At 67.8% G+C, this 19,075-nt stretch carries 25 protein-coding genes and 1 tRNA gene; 14 read left to right on the top strand and 12 right to left on the bottom strand.

From position 1 onward, the window contains the following. The first annotated feature begins 47 nt into the window (after nucleotides 1-47). The 8 genes from ABS73_RS05285 to ABS73_RS05250 all read left to right on the top strand — a co-directional run bounded on the left by ABS73_RS05285 (nucleotide 48) and on the right by ABS73_RS05250 (nucleotide 7,482). Nucleotides 48-614, top strand: a complete 567-nt coding sequence (locus tag ABS73_RS05285) for a fasciclin domain-containing protein (protein ID WP_136856720.1) — start codon at nucleotides 48-50, stop codon at nucleotides 612-614. A 180-nt stretch (nucleotides 615-794) separates the two neighbouring features. Then, entirely contained in the window at nucleotides 795-1,796 is a 1,002-nt protein-coding gene (locus tag ABS73_RS05280; protein WP_277020824.1) for a DUF808 domain-containing protein, read from the top strand. Nucleotides 1,797-1,903: 107 nt separating this feature from the next. Beyond that, on the top strand, nucleotides 1,904-3,217 hold the full coding sequence (ugpB, locus tag ABS73_RS05275; RefSeq protein WP_277020827.1) for a sn-glycerol-3-phosphate ABC transporter substrate-binding protein UgpB: 1,314 nt from the start codon (nucleotides 1,904-1,906) through the stop codon (nucleotides 3,215-3,217). Nucleotides 3,218-3,294: 77 nt separating this feature from the next. Then, entirely contained in the window at nucleotides 3,295-4,173 is an 879-nt protein-coding gene (ugpA, locus tag ABS73_RS05270) for a sn-glycerol-3-phosphate ABC transporter permease UgpA (protein WP_277020830.1), read from the top strand. After that, complete coding sequence (ugpE, locus tag ABS73_RS05265; RefSeq protein ID WP_136856724.1) at nucleotides 4,173-5,021, top strand: sn-glycerol-3-phosphate ABC transporter permease UgpE; 849 nt, start codon at nucleotides 4,173-4,175, stop codon at nucleotides 5,019-5,021. Before ugpA ends, ugpE begins: the two co-directional genes overlap by 1 nt. 1 nt (nucleotide 5,022) lies before the next feature. Then, nucleotides 5,023-6,030 carry a sn-glycerol-3-phosphate import ATP-binding protein UgpC gene (locus ABS73_RS05260; RefSeq protein WP_277020833.1) on the top strand — a complete coding sequence of 336 codons (1,008 nt, stop codon included), beginning with the start codon at nucleotides 5,023-5,025 and terminating at the stop codon, nucleotides 6,028-6,030. Between the two features lie 87 nt (nucleotides 6,031-6,117). Then, nucleotides 6,118-7,188, top strand: coding sequence for a M4 family metallopeptidase (locus ABS73_RS05255; RefSeq protein WP_277020836.1), 1,071 nt, complete (start codon nucleotides 6,118-6,120; stop codon nucleotides 7,186-7,188). A gap of 15 nt (nucleotides 7,189-7,203) precedes the next feature. Then, nucleotides 7,204-7,482: a protealysin inhibitor emfourin gene (locus ABS73_RS05250; RefSeq protein ID WP_277020839.1), complete on the top strand. Its 279-nt coding sequence runs from the start codon at nucleotides 7,204-7,206 to the stop codon at nucleotides 7,480-7,482. On the opposite strand, the gene ABS73_RS05245 is transcribed toward ABS73_RS05250, so the two are convergent. The 7 genes from ABS73_RS05245 to ABS73_RS05215 all read right to left on the bottom strand — a co-directional run bounded on the left by ABS73_RS05245 (nucleotide 7,479) and on the right by ABS73_RS05215 (nucleotide 11,874). After that, complete coding sequence (locus ABS73_RS05245) at nucleotides 7,479-8,441, bottom strand: magnesium transporter CorA family protein (protein ID WP_277020842.1); 963 nt, start codon at nucleotides 8,439-8,441, stop codon at nucleotides 7,479-7,481. The genes ABS73_RS05250 and ABS73_RS05245 overlap by 4 nt on opposite strands. 123 nt (nucleotides 8,442-8,564) lie before the next feature. Further along, entirely contained in the window at nucleotides 8,565-8,762 is a 198-nt protein-coding gene (locus tag ABS73_RS05240; protein ID WP_136856729.1) for a CsbD family protein, read from the bottom strand. Between the two features lie 59 nt (nucleotides 8,763-8,821). Further along, on the bottom strand, nucleotides 8,822-9,772 hold the full coding sequence (locus tag ABS73_RS05235; protein WP_277020845.1) for a 2-hydroxyacid dehydrogenase: 951 nt from the start codon (nucleotides 9,770-9,772) through the stop codon (nucleotides 8,822-8,824). Then, entirely contained in the window at nucleotides 9,769-10,098 is a 330-nt protein-coding gene (locus ABS73_RS05230; RefSeq protein ID WP_277020847.1) for a tRNA-binding protein, read from the bottom strand. The genes ABS73_RS05235 and ABS73_RS05230 overlap by 4 nt, the downstream gene beginning before the upstream one ends. Continuing rightward, nucleotides 10,095-10,904 (bottom strand): pyrroline-5-carboxylate reductase, encoded by an 810-nt coding sequence (gene proC, locus ABS73_RS05225; RefSeq protein ID WP_277020849.1) that lies wholly within the window; start codon nucleotides 10,902-10,904, stop codon nucleotides 10,095-10,097. The genes ABS73_RS05230 and proC overlap by 4 nt, the downstream gene beginning before the upstream one ends. Nucleotide 10,905: 1 nt before the next feature. Further along, nucleotides 10,906-11,409: a type III secretion system chaperone family protein gene (locus tag ABS73_RS05220; protein WP_277020850.1), complete on the bottom strand. Its 504-nt coding sequence runs from the start codon at nucleotides 11,407-11,409 to the stop codon at nucleotides 10,906-10,908. A 114-nt stretch (nucleotides 11,410-11,523) separates the two neighbouring features. Beyond that, nucleotides 11,524-11,874 carry an alginate O-acetyltransferase AlgX-related protein gene (locus ABS73_RS05215; protein WP_277020853.1) on the bottom strand — a complete coding sequence of 117 codons (351 nt, stop codon included), beginning with the start codon at nucleotides 11,872-11,874 and terminating at the stop codon, nucleotides 11,524-11,526. 85 nt (nucleotides 11,875-11,959) lie between these two features. On the opposite strand from ABS73_RS05215, the gene cobD reads away from it, so the two are divergent. Then, a complete protein-coding gene (cobD, locus tag ABS73_RS05210) occupies nucleotides 11,960-12,922 on the top strand; it encodes a threonine-phosphate decarboxylase CobD (RefSeq protein ID WP_277020855.1) in 963 nt (320 codons plus the stop codon). Here cobD and ABS73_RS05205 read toward each other — a convergent pair. Beyond that, the gene (locus ABS73_RS05205) at nucleotides 12,919-13,215 is read right to left on the bottom strand and encodes an alkylphosphonate utilization protein (RefSeq protein ID WP_277020856.1); all 297 of its coding nucleotides are present in this window, start codon (nucleotides 13,213-13,215) and stop codon (nucleotides 12,919-12,921) included. The genes cobD and ABS73_RS05205 overlap by 4 nt on opposite strands. Nucleotides 13,216-13,351: 136 nt before the next feature. On the opposite strand from ABS73_RS05205, the gene ABS73_RS05200 reads away from it, so the two are divergent. From ABS73_RS05200 to ABS73_RS05180, 5 genes are read left to right on the top strand one after another with little or no spacing between them, the layout of a single operon-like run. After that, entirely contained in the window at nucleotides 13,352-13,816 is a 465-nt protein-coding gene (locus tag ABS73_RS05200) for a hypothetical protein (protein WP_277020858.1), read from the top strand. A 55-nt stretch (nucleotides 13,817-13,871) separates the two neighbouring features. Continuing rightward, nucleotides 13,872-14,774 carry a polyphosphate kinase 2 gene (gene ppk2, locus ABS73_RS05195; RefSeq protein WP_136856738.1) on the top strand — a complete coding sequence of 301 codons (903 nt, stop codon included), beginning with the start codon at nucleotides 13,872-13,874 and terminating at the stop codon, nucleotides 14,772-14,774. A 12-nt stretch (nucleotides 14,775-14,786) separates the two neighbouring features. After that, nucleotides 14,787-15,656, top strand: a complete 870-nt coding sequence (locus ABS73_RS05190; RefSeq protein WP_277020862.1) for a PhzF family phenazine biosynthesis protein — start codon at nucleotides 14,787-14,789, stop codon at nucleotides 15,654-15,656. Continuing rightward, nucleotides 15,656-15,949, top strand: coding sequence for a DUF1330 domain-containing protein (locus ABS73_RS05185; RefSeq protein ID WP_277020865.1), 294 nt, complete (start codon nucleotides 15,656-15,658; stop codon nucleotides 15,947-15,949). Before ABS73_RS05190 ends, ABS73_RS05185 begins: the two co-directional genes overlap by 1 nt. Nucleotides 15,950-15,981: 32 nt before the next feature. After that, a complete protein-coding gene (locus tag ABS73_RS05180; RefSeq protein WP_277020868.1) occupies nucleotides 15,982-16,434 on the top strand; it encodes a tellurite resistance TerB family protein in 453 nt (150 codons plus the stop codon). Between the two features lie 12 nt (nucleotides 16,435-16,446). On the opposite strand, the gene ABS73_RS05175 is transcribed toward ABS73_RS05180, so the two are convergent. From ABS73_RS05175 to ABS73_RS05160, 4 genes are all read right to left on the bottom strand, one after another. Next, a tRNA-Arg gene (locus ABS73_RS05175) sits at nucleotides 16,447-16,523 on the bottom strand. A gap of 54 nt (nucleotides 16,524-16,577) precedes the next feature. Next, complete coding sequence (locus ABS73_RS05170; RefSeq protein WP_277020869.1) at nucleotides 16,578-17,318, bottom strand: calcium-binding protein; 741 nt, start codon at nucleotides 17,316-17,318, stop codon at nucleotides 16,578-16,580. An 85-nt stretch (nucleotides 17,319-17,403) separates the two neighbouring features. Then, nucleotides 17,404-17,865 (bottom strand): GNAT family N-acetyltransferase, encoded by a 462-nt coding sequence (locus ABS73_RS05165; protein WP_338118591.1) that lies wholly within the window; start codon nucleotides 17,863-17,865, stop codon nucleotides 17,404-17,406. Nucleotides 17,866-17,930: 65 nt separating this feature from the next. Further along, entirely contained in the window at nucleotides 17,931-19,061 is a 1,131-nt protein-coding gene (locus tag ABS73_RS05160; protein WP_277020872.1) for an aminotransferase class V-fold PLP-dependent enzyme, read from the bottom strand. Between the last annotated feature and the right edge of the window lie 14 nt (nucleotides 19,062-19,075).

Below are 19,075 nucleotides of genomic sequence, written 5' to 3'. Positions count from 1 at the left end.
CTGTCGGGCGCAGAAATGCCGCCCAGAACCAAAACCGGAGGAAGTCCATGACCACCCGCTTTACCAAAGTCGGCGCTTCGATCATCGCTGCCACCATCGCGCTTGGCGCACCCGCATTCGCCCAGAACACCATGGTCGGCGGCGCCGAGATGCTGCCCACCCGCAACATCGTCGAGAATGCCGTGAACTCGGCCGATCACACCACGCTGGTCGCCGCCGTGCAGGCCGCGGGCCTGGCCGAGACGCTGTCGGGCCCCGGTCCCTTCACCGTCTTCGCACCCACCAACGCCGCCTTTGACGCGCTGCCCGACGGCACCGTCGAGGGCCTGCTGGAGCCGGGCAGCCTGGAGACGCTGCAGACCGTGCTGACCTGCCACGTCGTGCCGACCGAGGCGTTCTCGACCGCCGTCGGCAACATGGTGATGCAGGGCGGCGGTTCGGCCGCGCTGGAGACCGTGGGCGGCTGCACGCTGACCGCCTCGATCCGCGACACCGACAACGCGCTGCAGATCACCGATGAGAACGGCAACGTCGCCACCGTGCTGATCCCCGACGTGGACCAGTCGAACGGCGTGATCCACGTGATCGACACCGTGCTGCTGCCGGCCGCGTAAGCCCGCCCATCCCATCCCGCGCGTCCCCCGACGCGCCGGGTGCCGCCCGCGCAGTCCCCGCTGCGCGGGCTTTTTTCCGTCCGCTGCCGGGCCCGCGTGAACCCCCTTGCGCCGGGCGCGTTGCGCGGTGCTGATATCTGCGACATGCCGTCGCATCACGGCACCTCGAAGGGACATCACATGAGCGGGCTGATCGCGCTGCTGGACGATATCGCGGCCATTTCCAAGGTGGCCGCCGCCTCGATCGACGACGTCGCGGGGCAGGCCGCCAAGGCCGGGGCCAAGGCCGCGGGCGCGGTCATCGACGATGCGGCGGTGACGCCGAAATACGTCCAGGGATTCGACGCCAGCCGCGAATTGCCGATCGTCTGGAAGATCGCGCGCGGGTCGCTGTTCAACAAGCTGGTGATCCTGCTGCCCGTGGCCCTGGCGCTGTCGGCGCTGGCACCCTGGGCGATCCCGCCGCTGCTGATGCTGGGCGGCGCCTATCTGTGCTATGAGGGCGCGCACAAGGTCGCGCATCTGTTCCACCGCACCGACACCCATGACAGCGCCCAGCACATCCACCCCACCGGCGACGGCCCCGCCCTGGAGGAGGCGCGCGTCGCGGGCGCGATCAAGACCGACTTCATCCTGTCGGCCGAGATCATGACCATCGCCCTGTCCACCATCCCGACCCAGGACAGCCTGTTGATGAAGGGCGTCATCCTGGCGCTGGTGGCGGTGGCGATTACGGTCGCGGTCTATGGATTCGTGGCGCTGGTGGTCAAGGCGGATGACGCGGGCCTGCACCTGGCGCAGCGGCGCCGCGGGCCGGTCGCGGCCCTGGGGCGCGGCATCGTGCGGGTCATGCCGGGGCTGATGACGACGCTGACGGTGGTGGGCACGGCGGCGATGATCTGGGTCGGCGGCCAGATCATCGTGCATGGCCTGCACCAGCTGGGCTGGCACGCGCCCTATGACATGATCCACCACTGGGCGCAGGGTGCCGCCGCAGCCCTGCCCGCCGCGCCGGGCGTCGCCGCATGGGTCGTCACCGCCTTTTGCGACGGGGTGATCGGCCTGATTCTGGGGCTGATGCTGATCCCCGTGGCCACGTTTGTCGGCACCCCCCTGATCGAGGCCGCCAAGGGCGCATTCGCGCAACTGCGGAAAAAACCGAACCCGAACGAAAATCGTTGACCGGTCGCTCAAGACGTCACAAGACTGTCACATGAGCGTTGCGAGCCTGTCGTGAAGCGCCGTTAGGCGGGGACATCTTCGCAGCTCCATAAGGGAGGGACTACAGCATGATCCGATACAGCACCGCATCCGTGGTGGCACTGGTGGCGTCGCTTGGCGCAGCCCAGGCCGAAACGAACATCGACTGGTGGCACGCCATGGGCGGAGAGCTTGGCGCCAAACTGGAAGAGATCGCCCAGGGCTTCAACGACAGCCAGGACGAATACCGCGTCACCCCGTCCTACAAGGGCACCTATCCCGAGACGATGACCGCCGCGATCGCCGCCTTCCGCGCGAATCAGCAGCCCGCCATCGTCCAGGTCTTTGAGGTCGGCACCGGCACGATGATGGCCGCCGACGGCGCGATCGTGCCCGTCCACCAGCTGATGGCCGATCACGGCCAGGATTTCGACGCCGCCGCCTTCCTGCCGTCGGTCGTGGGCTATTACACCGATGGCGACGGCAACATGCTGTCCATGCCCTTCAACAGCTCGACCCCGATCCTGTATTACAACAAGACCGTGTTCGAAGCCGCAGGCCTGGACCCCGAGACGCCCCCCACCACCTGGGCCGAGCTGGAGCAGTTCAGCAACCAGATCAAGGAATCGGGCGCGGCCTCCTGCGGGTTCACCACCCAGTGGATCAGCTGGATCCAGACCGAGAACCTGTCGGCCTGGCACAACCAGCCCATCGGCACGCTGGAGAACGGCTTCGGCGGTCTGGATTCGCGTCTGTCGCTGAACGGCCCCGTCCAGGTCAAGCATTGGGAGAACCTCAAGCGCTGGTCCGACGAGGGCATCTTCAAATATGGCGGCCCGGTGGGCGCCGACAACGCGGCCCCCATGTTCTATTCGCAGGAATGCGCGATGATGATGGGCAGCTCGGCCAGCCGCGCGGGTGTCATCGCCAACTCCAGCGCCTATGAGCTGGGCTTCGGCATGCTGCCCTATTACGACGATGTCGAGGGCGCGCCGCAGAACTCGATCATCGGCGGCGCCTCGCTGTGGGTGCTGTCGGGCAAGTCGGATGAGGAATACGCGGCCGCCGCCGCCTTCTTTGACTATCTGACCCAACCCGAGGTTCAGGCCGATTGGGCGTCCTTCACCGGCTATCTGCCGATCACCCAGGCCGCCTATGACGCGATGGAGTCGTTCCACGCCGAGAACCCCGGCGCCGATACCGGCATCCGCCAGATCACCCTGAACGAGCCGACCGAGAACTCCAAGGGTCTGCGTTTCGGCAGCTATGTCCAGATCCGCGGCGTCATCGACGAAGAGTTCGAGCAGCTGCTGTCCGGCTCCAAGGACGCGCAGGGCGCGCTGGATGCGGTCGTGGCCCGCGGCGACGATCTGCTGGAACAGTTCCAGGCGCAGAACCAATAAGGTCGCACCCGCGCCGAAAGGGGGCCGCGACCGTCGCGGCCCCCTGATCCATTCCTGCCCCAAGCATCCGGTATCCGATGAAGCGCACCATCTTCAGCAACCAGCTTTTGCCCTGGCTGCTTCTGGCCCCCCAGCTGATCATTACCTTCGTGTTCTTCCTGTGGCCCGCGGCCCAGGCCATCCGGCAGAGTTTCCTGCGCGAGGACGCGTTCGGCACCCGCACGACCTTCGTCGGCCTCGAGAACTTCGTGCGCCTGTGGAACAGCCCGGAATATCTGAACAGCCTTCAGGTGACGGCGGTCTTCGCCATTTCGGTCACGGTGCTGTCGATGGGGCTGTCGCTGCTGCTGGCGATCGCGGTGGACCGGATGATCCGATCGACCCGCGTCTATACGACGCTGCTGGTCTGGCCCTATGCGGTGGCGCCTGCGGTGGCGGGCATCCTGTGGTGGTTCATCTTCAACCCGACCATCGGGATCATGCCATATCTGCTGGGGGGACTGGGCTATGACTGGAACCACATCCAGAGCAAGAGCGACGCCATGACCCTGGTCGTCATCGCCAGCGCCTGGAAACAGATCAGCTACAACTTCCTGTTCTTCCTGGCGGGCCTGCAGGCCATCCCGGCCAGCCTGCGAGAGGCTGCGGCTATCGACGGGGCGGGTCCGGTGCGGCGCTTCTTCGACATCACTTTCCCGCTGCTGTCGCCGACCACGTTCTTCCTGCTGGTCGTCAACATCGTCTATGCCATGTTCGACACCTTCGGCGTCATCGACGCCACGACCGAGGGCGGCCCCGCGCAGGCCACCAACATCATGGTCTACAAGGTCTATTTCGACGGCTTCGTGGGTCAGAACCTGGGCAGCTCTGCCGCGCAATCCGTGGTGCTGATGGCACTGGTGCTGGTGCTGACGGTGATCCAGTTCCGCTATGTGGAAAAGAAGGTGGCATACTGATGATCGAGAACCGTCCATTTCTGAACATGGCCGCGCATCTGGTGCTGATCCTGGGGGTCTGCATCGTGGCGCTGCCGGTCTGGGTGGCCTTCGTGGCCTCGACCCACGGGCCGACGGCCTTCATGTCGGGCACCATCCCGATGTGGCCCGGCCCCGATCTGGTCAAGAACTACAGCCAGATGCTGGGCGCGGGCGTCTCCACCAGCGGCACCCCCCCGGTGGGCGTGATGATGTTCAACAGCCTGATCATGGCGCTGTCGATCGCCATCGGGAAAATCGTGATCTCGGTCCTGTCGGCCTTTGCGGTGGTCTATTTCCGCTTTCCGTTCCGGGGGCTGGCCTTCTGGTGCATCTTCATCACGCTGATGCTGCCGGTCGAGGTGCGCATCGTCCCCACCTTCCAGGTGGTGGCCGATCTGGGCATGCTGAACAGCTATGCCGGCCTGTCCATCCCGCTGATCGCGTCGGCCACGGCCACGTTCCTGTTCCGCCAGGTCTTCCTGACCATCCCGGACGAGCTGACCGAGGCCGCCCGCATCGACGGCGCCGGACCCATGAAGTTCTTTCGCGACATTCTGCTGCCCCTGTCGCGCACCAACATCGCCGCCCTGTTCGTGATCCTGTTCATCTATGGCTGGAACCAGTACCTTTGGCCGCTGCTGATCACGACCAGTTCGGACTATTACACCATCGTTGCGGGGATCAAGCGCATGGCGGATGCCGTGGACGGTCTGCCGCAATGGCATCTGGTCATGGCGACCGCGATGCTGGCGATGATCCCCCCCGTGATCGTGGTGGTCGCCATGCAGCGCCTGTTCGTCAAGGGCCTTGTCGAGACGGAGAAATAAGATGGCTTCCATCACCCTGAACAATGTCGGCAAGATCTATGCCGGTGGAGCCCGCGCCGTGGGCGGCGTCAATATCGACATCGCGGATGGCGAATTCCTGGTCCTGGTCGGGCCGTCAGGCTGCGGCAAGTCCACCCTGCTGCGCATGGTCGCGGGCCTGGAAAGCATCAGCGAGGGCGAGGTCCGCATCGGCGACCGCGTCGTCAACGAGGTCGAGCCCGCCGACCGTGACATCGCGATGGTGTTCCAGAACTATGCCCTGTACCCGCATATGTCGGTGCGCCAGAACCTGGCCTATGGCCTCAAGAACCGCGGCACCCCCAAGGCCGAGATCGAGCGTCGCGTGGGCATCGCATCCGACATCCTGCAGATCGGCCCGTTCCTGGATCGCAAGCCGCGCGCCCTGTCGGGCGGCCAGCGTCAGCGCGTCGCCATGGGCCGTGCCATCGTGCGCGAACCGGCCGCGTTCCTCTTCGACGAGCCGCTGTCGAACTTGGACGCAAAACTGCGCGTCGCCATGCGCCTGGAGATCAAGGAGCTGCAGAAACGCCTGCGCACGACCTCGATCTATGTTACCCACGACCAGCTGGAGGCGATGACCCTGGCGGACCGTCTGGTGGTGCTGAATGGCGGGCAGATCGAACAGATCGGCACGCCGCTGGAGGTCTATCGCCGCCCCGCATCGGCCTTTGTCGCCAGCTTCATCGGCAGCCCCGCCATGAACCTGATCGAGGCGAGCGCCGTCCCGCACCTGCCGGGCACCGCCCATGCGGGCCATGTGGGCATCCGCCCCGAGGATCTGACCGTCACCGCCGACGGCCCGATCCAGATGACCGTCATGGCGGTCGAGGAGCTGGGCGCGCAGCGTCTGGTCCATGGCCGCACGGGCGATGCGCGCATCACTATCACCCTGCCCTCGGACGCGCCGCTATCGGATGATCTGCGCCTGTCCTATCGGCTGAACGCGCTGCACCTGTTCCACAAGGACACCGGCAAACGGATGGACTGACGTGAATGAAACGTGAACGTCTGCCCCTTGCCGGGCGGGCGTTCCGTGCTACCCTAAGGCGATCCCAATGCGGAAAGGTCGCCTTCCATGTGCCTGTCCTTCGGCTGCACCCATCACAACCCCATCGCCTGCATCGTGCCGCCCTACATGCTGCGGGTGCTGGCGCTGCGCGGCGATCCGGCGACGGCGCGCATGGCGCGGACCCTGTTGGCCCATGACGAGCAGTTGCGCCTTGAGCGTGCCGCCCATGCCAGCCCCGCCTCTGAGATGCAGGCAATCACCCCCGACCCCGATCTGTGCTGTCCCGACCGCCGCATCCATGACGGCGAATTCCGCGCCGCCCTGCCCGGCCGCCTGGTCCGGTCCGAGGGCGACCCGCCATCGGGCATCCGCGATGCCGACATGGCCTATGACAGCGCGGGTCAGGTCTTTGCGATGTTCGCCGAGGAATATGGCCGCAATTCGCTGGACGGCCGCGGCATGCCGCTGGTGGCGACGGTCCAGCACCGCCGCAACTATAACAACGCCTTCTGGGACGGGCAGCAGATGGCCTATGGCACGGGCGACGGAAAGATTTTCCAGACGTTCCTGCAGCTGTCGGTCATCGCGCATGAAATGGCCCATGGCGTCATCCAGCATTCCGGCGGCCTGATCTATGAGAACCAGTCCGGCGCGCTGAACGAACATGTGGCCGATGTCTTCGGCGCGCTGGCCGAACAGCGGGTGCTGGGCCAGGACGCGCATCAGGCCGACTGGCTGATCGGGCGCGGCATCCTGGGGCCGGGCATCAACGGGCGCGCGCTGCGCAGCATGAAGGCGCCGGGCACCGCCTATGCCGACGACCTGCTGGGCACCGATCCGCAGCCCTGGCACATGGACCAGTTCAACACCACGACCGACGACAATGGCGGCGTGCATATCAATTCGGGCATCCCGAACCACGCTTTCTACCTGTTCTGCAGCTATCTGGGCGGCCCCGCGTGGGAGGTTCCGGGCCGCATCTGGTATCGGACCCTGCAGGACATCAACAACCCGATGGCCAGCTTTGCCGATTGGGCCGATCAGACCCTGCGCAGCGCCGTGGCGCTGACCGGGGCGGGCAGCATGCCGGTGGTGATGCTGCGCCGGGCGTGGAAACTTGTGGGAATCGCGGTCTAGGCCTATCCTGCCACCATGATCATCGAGATCCGCAGCCATGGCGGCTTTGGGGGCATCATCGCCGCCCCCCCGCGCCGCATCGACACCGACGCCCAGCCCGCGGCCCTAGCCCGCGACCTCTGTGCGGCCTTCGGACCGGATGCGCTGGCGCGGATGGCGGCGACCCCCTGCCCCGACTGCGCGGACCGCATGCGCTATGCGATCACCGTGACCGATGCGACCGGCCCGCACAGCATCACCCTGTCCGAGGGACAGATGCCCCCCGCGATGCTGGACCTGATCGACCGACTTTAAAGCCAGCGTTTCCAGCGCAGGAACAGCCATGTCCCCATCGTCGTGGCTCCCATCAGCACCAGCGCAAAGGCATAGCCCCATGGCTCGTCCAGCTCTGGCATGTTGGTGAAGTTCATCCCGTAGACACTGGCGATCAGCGTAGGCGGCAGGAACAGCGCGGCGATGACCGACAGGATGCGGACGGTGTTGTTCTGCTGCAGGTTGATCATGCCCAGGGTCGTGTCCACCGCCAGGCTGACGCGGCTGCCCAGGAAATCGCCATGCTCCTCCAGCGCCTGGACGTCGCGCATCTGGGCGCGGATCACCGGGCGCAGGCGGTCGGCCTCGGGGCGGTCGTCCAGAATGGCGGTGTGAAACGCCAGGATCCGCTCGACCGTCAGCAGGGCCAGGCGGACGCGGGCCATCGTCTCGGCCTCGCGGCCCACCGATTGCAGCGCGGCCTGCAGGCGGTCGGACGCCGCCCCCACGGCCCTGCGCTGAAAGATGTCGGCGGTGGTCTGGTCCAGCGTGCGGCCCACCCCCTCCAGGATGTCGGCCAGCCGGGCGATGATCTCCTCGATCAGCCCCGAGAACAGGCGGTCGGGGCTGGTGCAGCCCAGGGTCGACCGCTCGGCCCGCGCCGGAAAGGTCAGGAAGGGGCGCGGCGAATGGTGCCGGACCGTGACCAGCCGCGCGCCCGACAGGATGGAGGTGACCGGCATCGACACGCGGTACCCAGCCCCGTTCTCTCCGGGCAGGACGGCGGTCATATAATCCAGCCCATCCTCGCGATAGAGGCGGTTCGACAGCTCGATCTCCTCCATCTCGGCCAGGGTCGGCAGGGGCACGCCCAGATCCCGCAGGCGCGCCATCTCGGCGTCGCCCGGCTGGATCAGGTCGATCCACAGCGCCTGCGACAGGTCGTGATCGGCCTCTTGCAGGGCCAGACGGCCATCGCGAAGGGCATAGGCATAGAACATGGCACGGGCTCCGGCACGGGGTGCGCCCCCGTGGTGCCCCGCCCGGCGGCGGCGTTCAAGCGCCCGCGCAGCAAAAAGGGCACCCGCATAGGGCGCCCTGTCCGCAGGCCAAGAAAACGGGCCTTACTTGTCGCGATAATATTCGTCGATCTGCTTGTCCGCCTCGTCCTTGGTCCAGCCGTATTTTTCCTGCAGCTTGCCGGCCAGCTTGTCCTTGTTGCCGTCGATCTGATCCAGCTCGTCGTCGGTCAGCTCGCCCCATTTGACCTTGGTCGCGCCCTTGAGCTGCTTCCACTTGCCTTGGATGATATCCCAGTTCATGTCCGTCTCCTTTGCAGAAGTTCCTATGGAAGGCCAACGTCCGGGGCGCCCTGGGGTTCCTATCCCACGGCATCCGGCAGGTCGGTGCCGTCGATGAAGGCCTGCAGGTTGGCCAGCGCGCGAAGGCCCATGCGGGTGCGCGTATCATCGGTGGCGGTGCCCAGATGCGGCAGCAGCGTGGCGTTCGGCGCCGCCAGCAGCGCCTGCGGCACATGCGGCTCCCGGGCATAGACGTCCAGCCCGGCCCCGGCGATGGTGCCCGTAGTCAGCGCCGCGATCAGCGCCTCCTCATCGACCACATCGCCGCGCGCGATATTGACCAGCACGCCCCGCGGCCCGAGGGCGCGCAGTTCGTCCGCCCCGATCAGGCCGCGCGTCTCCGCACCCCCCGGCACCGCCACCACCGCCACGTCGCAGGCCGCCAGCATGTCGCCCAGCCTCGCGATCTGGCGCGCCGGATGATCCAGCCCCGTCACGGTCGAGCGGTTGAAGAACACGACCTCCATCCCGAACCCGTGGTGACAGCGCCGCGCGATGGCCTGGCCGATGCGGCCCATGCCGACGATGCCGACGGTGCGGCCCGTCATCTCTGCCCCCAGCAGCTGGGTAGGGTTCCAGCCGGTCCATTCCCCCGCGCGCAGGATGCGTTCGCCTTCGGACGCGCGGCGCAGCGTCATCAGCATCAGCGTCAGCGCAATGTCTGCCGTGGCATCGGTCACGACATCGGGCGTGTTGGTGACCGCCACGCCAGCCGCCCGCGCCGCCGCCACGTCGATATGGTTGAAGCCCGCGCCGAAATTGGCCAGCAGGCGACAGCGCAGATCGCCGCGGAACACCTCCGCCGTGAAGGCGTCGCCCAGGGTCGGGATGATCGCGTCGTGATCGCGCATGGCCTGGGCCGCCTGGTCGGCGGTCAGGGGTGTGTTGGTGTCGCGAAACGTCGCGTCGCAAGCCGCGCGGATGGCGGCCGTGGCGCGGTCGGTCAAGGGCCGGGTGACCAGGACCTTCAATAGAGCCTCCCGCCATTGGGGACCGGCTGGTCCGGGCGGATCAGCACGACCTGATCGTCGGGGTCAGGGACGCCCAGGACCAGCACCTCGGACATCACCGGACCGATCTGGCGCGGCGGAAAGTTCACCACACACAGGACCTGCGTACCCACCAGCGTCTCGGGGGCGTAGTGCCGGGTGATCTGGGCCGAGGACCGCCGCTCTCCCAGATCGCCCAGATCGACCCACAGCTTGATCGCGGGCTTGCGCGCCTCGGGGAAGGGTTCGGCGCGGGTGATCGTGCCCACGCGGATATCGACCTTGAGGAAATCGTCAAAGGTGATCATGCGCGCCCCAACTCACGCCCGCGTTCGGTGGCGGCGGCGACGGTGCGCACCATCAGCGGCGGCAGGCCGTGATCGGCGTCCATCAGCACCGCCAGCCCCGCCGCCGTGGTCCCATTGGGCGAGGTCACGTTGCGGCGCAGAACGGCCGGGTCCTCATCGGCATGGACGGCCAGTGCGCCCGCCCCGGCCACGGTGGCGCGGGCCAGCTCCAGCGACAGCTGGGGCGACAGGCCCTGCGCCTCGCCCGCGGCGGCCATCGCCTCGATCAGGTGGAACACATAGGCCGGGCCGCTGCCCGACAGGCCGGTGACGGCATCCATCTGATCCTCATGCTCCAGCCGGACGACGCGGCCCACGGCGCGCATCAGCGTCTCGGCCAGGTCCAGATGCGCGGACGTGGCGGCACCGTTGCCGATCATCGCCGAGATGCCCTGCCCGATGGCTGCGGGCGTGTTCGGCATGACGCGGATGACGGGCGCGCCGGGAAACGCCGCCTCGAAGGTCGCGATGGTCGTGCCCGCCGCGACCGAGATCACCAGGCTGCCCGACAGGTCCGGCATCGCGGCCAAGGCGTCGCCCATCATCTGCGGCTTGACCGCCAGCACCACCACCGCCGGATCGGCGGGCAGGTCCGCATTCACCCGCAGGCCCCGGTCCTGCCATTCGGGCGCCAGGTTCGGGTCCAGCACCGTCACCGCGCCGGGCTCCAGCCCCTGCGCCAGCCAGCCCTGCAGCATCGCGCCGCCCATGCGGCCACAGCCCACCAGGACCAGGCCGCGCCGGTTGATATCGTGAAATTGCGTCATGTCAGGCCCGTCCGTAGGTTTCGCCCAGCGCAATCTCCAGCGCGGCGGCGGGGGTGGTGTCCCCCCATCCCGCCAGCTGGAACGAGGGATAAAAGCGTTCGCAGGCGGCCAGCGCCGCCCCGATCATCCGGTCCACCTGTTCGGGCAGCGCGATCGCATCGCCCGCCAGGACCAGCCCGTATCGCCAGGCCATCAGCCGCTGCGGTGCCCAGAAGGCAAAGCCGCCGTCCCAGACGTGATCGTTGGCCAAGTTCAGCACCTCATACAGGGCGGGCAGGCGCGCGGCGGGCGGGTCCAGATCAAAGGTGCAGATCAGGCGCAGCACCTCGTCGCGCGCGGACCACGCCAGCGTCAGCGAATAGCTGCGCCACTGGCCCTCGACCACCATGGCGATCTGGTCGTCGGCCAGGCGGTCGAAATCCCAGTCATGATGGGTGGCCACGGCCTCGACGATGTCGATGGGGTGGATGTCGTCGCTGGCGATGAAGGAATCGGTCTGCGTCATGGCCTGCCTCCGGCATGGGATACGGGGTGGCCACACAACACCGGGCGTCGGCAGCCACGCCGCTTACCACATATCGTGGTCGTTCTTGCAGGTCGTGTAAAGCGCGAAACGCCTTCAGCCCATCGCCAAGCGCCGCCGGTCGATGAGTTGGTCCCACAGCGCGGGAAAGTCAGGATCGGGCGCCATCGCCCGGCCCAGCATCAGCGGATAGGCCAGGAAATGCGGACGCTCGGCATCGGGGCGGGTGCTGGCGAAATAGCGTTCGGCCAGCCCGACCAGGATGTCATCCGGCGCGACCGCGGCGACCATCTCGGCGTGAAAGAACTGCGTGCGGCAGAACACGATCCGGCGCCAGTACCGTGACAGGTCCGGCAGCAGCATCCGAAAGAACGAATCGCCAAAGATCAGCAGTGTCCGGTCGTTGTCCGCATTCGGACTGACGACCAGCGGTCTGGCACCGCGCACACGGTGCCGCCACGCGAAAGCCTTCGGGCGATTGCGCGGGGGGCGCGGCTGGCCTAGCAGGGGCGGGATCATCGAGGGGGGACGCATGGCACGCGATCACGGCGGCAATCTGGACGCGGCGCAGGCCCGATTCGGCGCGGGCGACTGGATCGACCTGTCCACCGGCATCAACCGCCAGCCCTGGCCCGTGCCCCCGCTGTCCGAGGCCGCATGGCGCGCCCTGCCGACGCAGGCTGCGTCAGATGCGTTGGTGCGGGTGGCGGCGGCGTGGTTCGGCTGCGCGCCCGACCGGGTGCTGCCGGTGGCGGGGGCCACCGCCGCGATCCAGCTGCTGCCGCGCCTGCTGCCTGCCGGCCGCGCGGCGGTGATCACGCCCAGCTATAATGAACATGCCGCCAGCCTGATCGCCGCCGGATGGCAGGTCACCCCCGCCCCCGACCTGACAGCGATGGAGGGGGCCGATCTGGCCGTCGTCGTGAACCCCAACAACCCCGACGGGCGCGAATGGACGCCCGCGCGGCTGCGCGCCCTGGCGCAACGCGTCGGCCGGCTGATCGTGGACGAGAGCTTTGCCGACCCACGCCCGGACCTGTCGCTGGCCCCGGACCTGCCGGACAATGTCATCGTGCTACGCAGTTTCGGCAAGTTCTGGGGGCTGGCCGGCCTGCGCCTTGGCTTTGTGCTGGCCGCGCCCGACCTGCTGGCGCGGCTGCGCGAAGCGGCGGGTCCCTGGTCGGTCGGCGGCCCCGCGCTGGAGATCGCGACCGCCGCCATGGCCGACCGGTCTTGGGCCGACCAGACCGTCACCTATCACAGCGAGGCCAGCCTGAACCTGGACCGCCTGGCCGCCCAGGCGGGGTGGCGGCCCCTGGGCGGCACGCATCTGTTCCGCCTGTACGACACCCCGGACGCTGTGGCCGAACAGGACCGCCTGGCGCGCGCCCACATCTGGACGCGGCGGTTTCCCTATTCCGACCACTGGTTGCGGCTTGGGGTGCCGGGCAATCGCACGGAGTGGGACCGGCTGACGGCGGCGCTGCTGGACTAGCGCTTGCGCAGGAACTCGGTCCGCAACACCAGGCCGCGGATGCTGTCATGGCGGCAATCGACCTCGGCGGGGTCGGCGGTAAGGCGGATCGACCGGATCACGGTGCCCTGCTTGATCACGCTGCTGCTGCCCTTGACCTTGAGGTCCTTGATGACGACGACCTGGTCGCCATCGGCCAGGGCCGTGCCCGCGCTGTCGCGCACGATGCCCGCGGCTGCGGCCTCAGCGGCGATGTCGGCGGCGGGGCGCCATTCGCCGCTGGCCTCGTCATAGACATAATCATCATCGGCCATGGCATCGCCCCTTTGCGGCTGGCGGCATCTGCCGCACCCCCGGGCTTAGGCCGCGCCACGGCCCGGCGCAACCGTGCAGCGGGCACTGGCGTGCCGCCGGGCCTGCGGGCATGATGGCGGGCAAAGGATGCGCCCCATGACCCGACTTGCCCTGATCCTGCTGATGCTGGCCGCGCCTGCGGCCCTGGCTGACGCGCCGCTGGTGGTGCTGGACCGCACGCAGTTGCCCTTTGACCTGGGGCCGGGGCATCCGGCCAACAACCCGGCCCGCCCGGGCAACGCCCCCCATGCGGCGTGGAATTCCGCCGGCAACACCGCCAATGCCGCGACCACCCCCGGCAACCGCCCCACCGACCGCGTGAACGAGGGGCGGGTGATCTTCACCGCCGACGGATCGGTGGTGGGCTATTACGCGCCCAATGCAGCGGGCGTGCTGAACCTGTTCGACCTGACGGGGCGGCGCATCGCCTATCGCCCGGCGCGGGGCACGCGCAGCCTGTTCACGGTGCAGGGCGCGTGGTGCGGCACGGTGGACGGGCTGCGCAACGGCGGCATGGTGCTGGCCGTGACGCCCGATTGCGCGCGCCAATTCTCACGCTGACATCGGGCCGTCACAATCCCGCCCTAGACCGCAGCAAGCCCATTCGGAGACGCAGATGAACGACTACAAGGACTGGCTGGAAGCCGAGCTGCAGGAGACCCTGGACGAGGAGATCGAGCTGGAGTTGGAGGACGCCGTCCTCTCGGCCGAGATTCGCCGCATCTATCGCAGCCACCATCCCGACCAGCTGGACCGCGGGGTCTATTTCCGCGAGCTGCTGCGCCTGCAATCCGAACTGATCCGCCTGCAGGACTGGGTCAGCCACAACAACGAACGCGTCGTTGTGCTGTTCGAAGGCCGCGATTCGGCAGGCAAGGGCGGCGCGATCAAGCGCATCACCCAGCGGCTGAACCCCCGCGTGGCCCGCGTCGTGGCCCTGCCCGCGCCGTCGGATCGCGAAAAGACGCAATGGTATTTCCAGCGCTACGTCCCGCACCTGCCCGCCGGCGGAGAGATCGTGCTGTTCGACCGCAGCTGGTACAACCGCGCCGGCGTCGAACGCGTGATGGGCTTCGCGACCGAGGACCAGGTCGAGCAATTCTTTCAGGATGTGCCGGAATTCGAACGGATGCTGGTGCGCTCGGGCATCCGGCTGGTGAAATACTGGTTCTCGATCACCGATGAGGAGCAGCAGATGCGGTTCCAGATGCGCATCCACGACCCGCTGAAACAGTGGAAGCTGTCGCCCATGGACCTTCAGTCCCGCATCCGGTGGGAGGCCTATACCAAGGCCAAAGAGGACATGTTCGAGCGCACCAACATCCCCGAGGCGCCCTGGTACATCGTGCCCGGCAACGACAAGCGGCGCGCGCGGCTGAACTGCATCGACCACCTGCTGGGCCTGATCCCCTACGGAGAGGTCGATCACGAACAGATCACCCTGCCCGACCGCGTGTTCAACCCCGATTACGAACGTGACGTGGTCCCGCGCGAGCTGTATGTCCCGCAGAAATACTGATGCGGGGGCGTGATGCTGGAATTCCATGTCTATGACGTGTTCACCGACCAGGCGTTTTCCGGCAATCCGCTGGCGGTGGTGATGGGCGCGGACGCGCTGAGCGGGCGGCAGATGCAGACCATCGCGCGCCAGTTCAACCTGTCCGAGACCATCTTTGTCATGGCACCCCGCGACCCGGCCCATGCCGCGCGGGTGCGGATCTTCCTGCCCTTGGCAGAGATCCCCTTTGCGGGCCATCCGACCATCGGCTGCGCGCTGCACCTGTCGCCCCGTGACGGCGATCTGGTCCTGGAGGAGGAGGCCGGGCCGGTCCCGGTGACCATCCGCGACGGGCTTGCGGAATTCGCGGCTCCCGTGCTGCCGGAATGCGGCGCGGCGGTGGACCGTGCCATCGCGGCCGCCGGGCTGGGGCTGGACGGGGCGCAGGTGGGCTTTGACCGCCACCGCCCGATGCTGGCGCAGGCCGGGCCTGGCTTTGTCATGGTGCCGCTGCGCGATGTTGCGGCGCTGGCGCAGGCCCGTCCGCATGGTGCCGCCTTCGAAGCGCTGAGTGCAGGCCCCGGCAAGGTCTATTGCTATGCGCCCGACCCCGACCTGCCCCCCGACACCGGGTTCCGCGCGCGCATGTTCGCCCCCGCCAATGGCGTCCCAGAAGACCCCGCCACCGGGTCCGCCACTGCCACGCTGGCCGCCCCCCTGCTGGCCGCAGGCGTCCTGCCCGAGGGAGAGACCCGCCTGTCCCTGCGCCAGGGAATCGAGATGGGGCGCCCCGCGCGGTTGGGCTTGCGCATCACGGTGCGGGGCGGCAGTCTGGCGCAGGTCTGCGTGTCGGGGCGTGCGGTCCCGGTGGCGCAGGGGCGCATCGCCATCCCGGAGGACTGATGACCAAGGCCTATTGGATCGCCCATGTGACGATCGACGATCCCGACGCCTACGAGGCCTATCGCGCCGCCAATGCCGCGCCCTTTGCGCAATATGGCGCCCGGTTTCTGGTGCGCGGCGGCGCGCAGCAGGTGGTCGAGGGGAAGTCCCGCCCCCGCAGCGTGGTGATCGAATTTCCGTCCCTGCAGGCCGCGCAGGACTGCTATCACAGCGCCGGGTATCAGGCGGCCCGCGCGCTGCGCGAGCCGGTCTCTGCCGCAGATGTGATCATCGTCGAGGGATGGCCCGGCTAGACCCCTGTGCGCGGGGCGGGCATGGTGGCAGGATGTTCATGGATCTTCTGTCCCGCCTGATGGGCGACACCCCCACGCCCATCGACAGCGACGACGCCGAGCTGGCGATTGCCGCCCTGCTGGTGCGCGTGGCCCGCGCCGACGATCATTACGACGATGAAGAACGCAAGCGGATCGAACGCGTGCTGTCGCGCCGCGGCCTGTCCGCCGATCAGGCCGCCACCCGCCGCCTGCAGGCCGAGGTGCTGGAGGCCGAGGCCAGCGACACCGTCCGCTTTACCCGCCAGATCAAGGACCGGATCGCGCTGGAGGACCGCTGCGACGTGCTGGCCGGGCTGTGGGCGGTCGCCTATGCCGATACCCGCCGCGGCCAGGACGAGGACAGCCTGATCCGGCTGGTCGCGGGCCTGTTGGGTATTCCCGACCGCCGCTCGGCCCAGATCCGCCAGCAGGTGCTGCGCCGGATGGGGCTGCCCCCGGAATAGACGGTGGATGGATGGCGATCCCGGGACGACTCGAACGCCCAACATCCTGATTAGAAGTCAGGTGCTCTATCCAGTTGAGCTACGGGACCGTGATTCCCCTGATAGCGCGTCACCCGACCCTGCGCAATATCGGGCCCTGCGGCCTAGAACGGCAGCTGTTCCTGCGTCAGCAGGCGCACGGCCAGCTGTTCGGCGGTGAAGTTGCCGTTCAACACCAGCGTCTGGCGGTCGCCCAGCAGAACTTGGGTGGTCTGGCTGGCCTCGTTAAAGCGCACGGTGATCAGCGGCGGGTTCTCGGGGTCGAATTCGGCATAAAGCGTCAGCTGATCATCGGCCGGATCGAAATCCGAAATGGTGGCGGGCCCACCCTCGGGCGTCAGGATCAGGTTGAAGCTGTCCTGCCCGCTGCCGCCATCAGCGATGTCGTCGGGGGTGAAGAACAGGAAATCGTTGCCCTCGCCGCCCGACAGCGTCTCGGCGCCGCCGCGGGTCCAGATGGCCTCGCGGTCCAGGCGGTCGACACTGATGATGTCATCGCCCGCCCCGCCTAGCAGCACATCGGTGCCGCCGCCGCCCGCCAGCGTGTCATTGCCGTCGCCGCCCTCCAGCGTGTCGCGGCCGGTATTGCCGGCCAGCGCGTCATCGCCCCCCAGGCCGATCAGCCGGTCGTTGCCCGCCATGCCGGACAGGATGTCGTCACGCTCGGTCCCCTCGATGACCTCGTCGGCATCGGTGCCGATGCGGGTGATGCCGGGGTCGCGGCCGTCATCATCCGCGCGGTCATCGTCATCGTCGCTGCTGAACATGTCGAACGGGTCGACATAAAGCATCGTCAGCCCGCCAAAGATCAACCAGTTGGCGATGAACGCCCATTCGTAACCCATGCAACACCTCGATAACCGTCACGCGACCGCAGTCACCGTCAGCCTTAGCGCGCATCGCACACCAGTCAATCGGCCTTGTGAGGCGCTATAGCATCAGAGTCATGAACACCGAGTTAGGGTCGGCGCGATACTGACCGAAAGGCGGGCATTCAGTGAACCCCTCACGCGCATAGAGACCGCGTGCGGCGATGAAACCAGGCTGCACGCCCGTCTCCAGCGACAGCCGCCGATGGCCCGCCAGCCGCGCCTGATCCAGCAGATGGCGCAGCAGCATCCGCGACACGCCCCGCCCGCGCTGTTCGGTCAGCACATGCATGGATTTCAGCTCGGCATGCCCCTCGCCCAGGTCCTTCAGCGCACCCATGGCGACGGGACGGCCCGCATCGCGCACGACGAAAAAGGCGATGGCGGGGTCGGCCAGCCCCTCCTTGGGCATCATGTGGATCGATTCGGGGGGCGTGTCGGCATGCATCTCGGCGGTGTGGCGCTGGAACAGCAGGTCAAGATCCGCGTCCAGCGGGCTTTCCAGATCGATCGTCAGCGTCATGGCATGGTCCTGTTCGGGAAGACGTGTCCCGCGCAGTAGCCCGCCATGACGTGCACGTCAAAGGGTCAGCGCAGCACCTGGTCCAGCACCGGCGACAGCCGTGCCATCGTGCCCTCGACATCGCGCAGCTTGTCCAGCCCGAACAGCCCGATGCGGAAGGTCGAGAAATCGGCCCCCTCGTCGATGGCCAGCGGCACGCCCGCCGCGATCTGGGTGCCGAGGGCGGCAAACGCCTTGCCCGACTTGACCTCGGGGTCGTCGGTATAGCTGACCACGACGCCGGGCGCCTGGAACCCCTCGGCGGCGACCGACCGGATGCCGCGTGCGGCCAGATCGTCCCGGACCGCGCGGCCCAGCCGCCATTGCGCGTCGCGGGCGGCGGCAAAACCCATCGCGCGCGTCTCCTCCATCGCGTCGCGCAGGCCCAGCAGGGCGTCGGTCGGCATGGTCGCGTGATAGGCGTGGCCGCCATCCAGATAGGCCTGCATGATCGCGCGCCATTTCTTCAGGTCCAGCGCAAAGCTGTCGCTGGCGGTCGCCTCCAGCCGTTCGGCGGCGCGGTCAGACAGCATCACCAGACCCGCGGCAGGCGATGCCGACCAGCCCTTTTGCGGGGCCGAGATCAGCACGTCCACGCCCGTGGCCTGCATGTCGACCCAGATCGCGCCCGACGCGATGCAGTCCAGCACCATCAGGGCGCCGACCTCATGCGCGGCATCGGCCAGCGCGGTGATATAGTCGTCGGGCAGGATCAGCCCGGCCGAAGTCTCCACATGCGGCGCGAAGACCGCATCGGGGCGCGTCTCGCGGATGCGGGCTACGACCTCGTCGATAGGGGGTGGCGCATAGGCGGGCTGGGGTGTGTTGCCCTGGGGGCGGGCCTTGACCACCGTCACCTCGCGCGCAAAGGCGCCCGCGTCGAAGATCTGGCTCCAGCGATAGCTGAACCAGCCGTTCCGCACGATCAGCGCATGCGCGTCGCGGCCGAACTGGCGGGCGACCGATTCCATGCCGTAGCTGCCGCCGCCCGGCACGATCACCACCTGCGCCGCGCCATAGACCTCGCACAGGCCCGTCGACAGGTCGCGCATCACCTGCTGAAAGCGTTTGGACATGTGGTTCAGGGACCGGTCGGTGAACACGACCGAGAATTCGTCGAGGCCCTCGGGGTCGATTTCGGGGCGCTGATGGGGCATGGGGCATCCTTTCC

Source organism: Paracoccus sp. SCN 68-21 (assembly GCF_001724535.1).
GTDB classification, from domain to species: Bacteria; Pseudomonadota; Alphaproteobacteria; order Rhodobacterales; family Rhodobacteraceae; genus Paracoccus; species Paracoccus hibiscisoli.
This window is presented reverse-complemented; position numbering and strand designations above follow the sequence as displayed.

Excerpts from the sequence above, each read along its gene's own strand:
- ABS73_RS05165 (WP_338118591.1), bottom strand. The coding sequence starts at position 17,865 with ATGACGCTGACGATCGATCTGGAAAGCCCGCTGGACGCGGATCTTGAC.
- cobD (WP_277020855.1), top strand. The coding sequence starts at position 11,960 with ATGGCACGCGATCACGGCGGCAATCTGGACGCGGCGCAGGCCCGATTC.
- ABS73_RS05245 (WP_277020842.1), bottom strand. The coding sequence starts at position 8,441 with ATGTTCTATGCCTATGCCCTTCGCGATGGCCGTCTGGCCCTGCAAGAG.
- ABS73_RS05220 (WP_277020850.1), bottom strand. The coding sequence starts at position 11,409 with ATGACGCAGACCGATTCCTTCATCGCCAGCGACGACATCCACCCCATC.
- proC (WP_277020849.1), bottom strand. The coding sequence starts at position 10,904 with ATGACGCAATTTCACGATATCAACCGGCGCGGCCTGGTCCTGGTGGGC.
- ABS73_RS05170 (WP_277020869.1), bottom strand. The coding sequence starts at position 17,318 with ATGGGTTACGAATGGGCGTTCATCGCCAACTGGTTGATCTTTGGCGGG.
- ugpA (WP_277020830.1), top strand. The coding sequence starts at position 3,295 with ATGAAGCGCACCATCTTCAGCAACCAGCTTTTGCCCTGGCTGCTTCTG.
- ABS73_RS05285 (WP_136856720.1), top strand. The coding sequence starts at position 48 with ATGACCACCCGCTTTACCAAAGTCGGCGCTTCGATCATCGCTGCCACC.
- ABS73_RS05200 (WP_277020858.1), top strand. The coding sequence starts at position 13,352 with ATGACCCGACTTGCCCTGATCCTGCTGATGCTGGCCGCGCCTGCGGCC.
- ABS73_RS05160 (WP_277020872.1), bottom strand. The coding sequence starts at position 19,061 with ATGCCCCATCAGCGCCCCGAAATCGACCCCGAGGGCCTCGACGAATTC.
- ABS73_RS05180 (WP_277020868.1), top strand. The coding sequence starts at position 15,982 with ATGTTCATGGATCTTCTGTCCCGCCTGATGGGCGACACCCCCACGCCC.
- ugpB (WP_277020827.1), top strand. The coding sequence starts at position 1,904 with ATGATCCGATACAGCACCGCATCCGTGGTGGCACTGGTGGCGTCGCTT.
- ABS73_RS05255 (WP_277020836.1), top strand. The coding sequence starts at position 6,118 with ATGTGCCTGTCCTTCGGCTGCACCCATCACAACCCCATCGCCTGCATC.
- ABS73_RS05190 (WP_277020862.1), top strand. The coding sequence starts at position 14,787 with ATGCTGGAATTCCATGTCTATGACGTGTTCACCGACCAGGCGTTTTCC.
- ugpE (WP_136856724.1), top strand. The coding sequence starts at position 4,173 with ATGATCGAGAACCGTCCATTTCTGAACATGGCCGCGCATCTGGTGCTG.
- ABS73_RS05230 (WP_277020847.1), bottom strand. The coding sequence starts at position 10,098 with ATGATCACCTTTGACGATTTCCTCAAGGTCGATATCCGCGTGGGCACG.
- ABS73_RS05280 (WP_277020824.1), top strand. The coding sequence starts at position 795 with ATGAGCGGGCTGATCGCGCTGCTGGACGATATCGCGGCCATTTCCAAG.
- ABS73_RS05260 (WP_277020833.1), top strand. The coding sequence starts at position 5,023 with ATGGCTTCCATCACCCTGAACAATGTCGGCAAGATCTATGCCGGTGGA.
- ABS73_RS05185 (WP_277020865.1), top strand. The coding sequence starts at position 15,656 with ATGACCAAGGCCTATTGGATCGCCCATGTGACGATCGACGATCCCGAC.
- ABS73_RS05250 (WP_277020839.1), top strand. The coding sequence starts at position 7,204 with ATGATCATCGAGATCCGCAGCCATGGCGGCTTTGGGGGCATCATCGCC.
- ppk2 (WP_136856738.1), top strand. The coding sequence starts at position 13,872 with ATGAACGACTACAAGGACTGGCTGGAAGCCGAGCTGCAGGAGACCCTG.
- ABS73_RS05240 (WP_136856729.1), bottom strand. The coding sequence starts at position 8,762 with ATGAACTGGGATATCATCCAAGGCAAGTGGAAGCAGCTCAAGGGCGCG.
- ABS73_RS05205 (WP_277020856.1), bottom strand. The coding sequence starts at position 13,215 with ATGGCCGATGATGATTATGTCTATGACGAGGCCAGCGGCGAATGGCGC.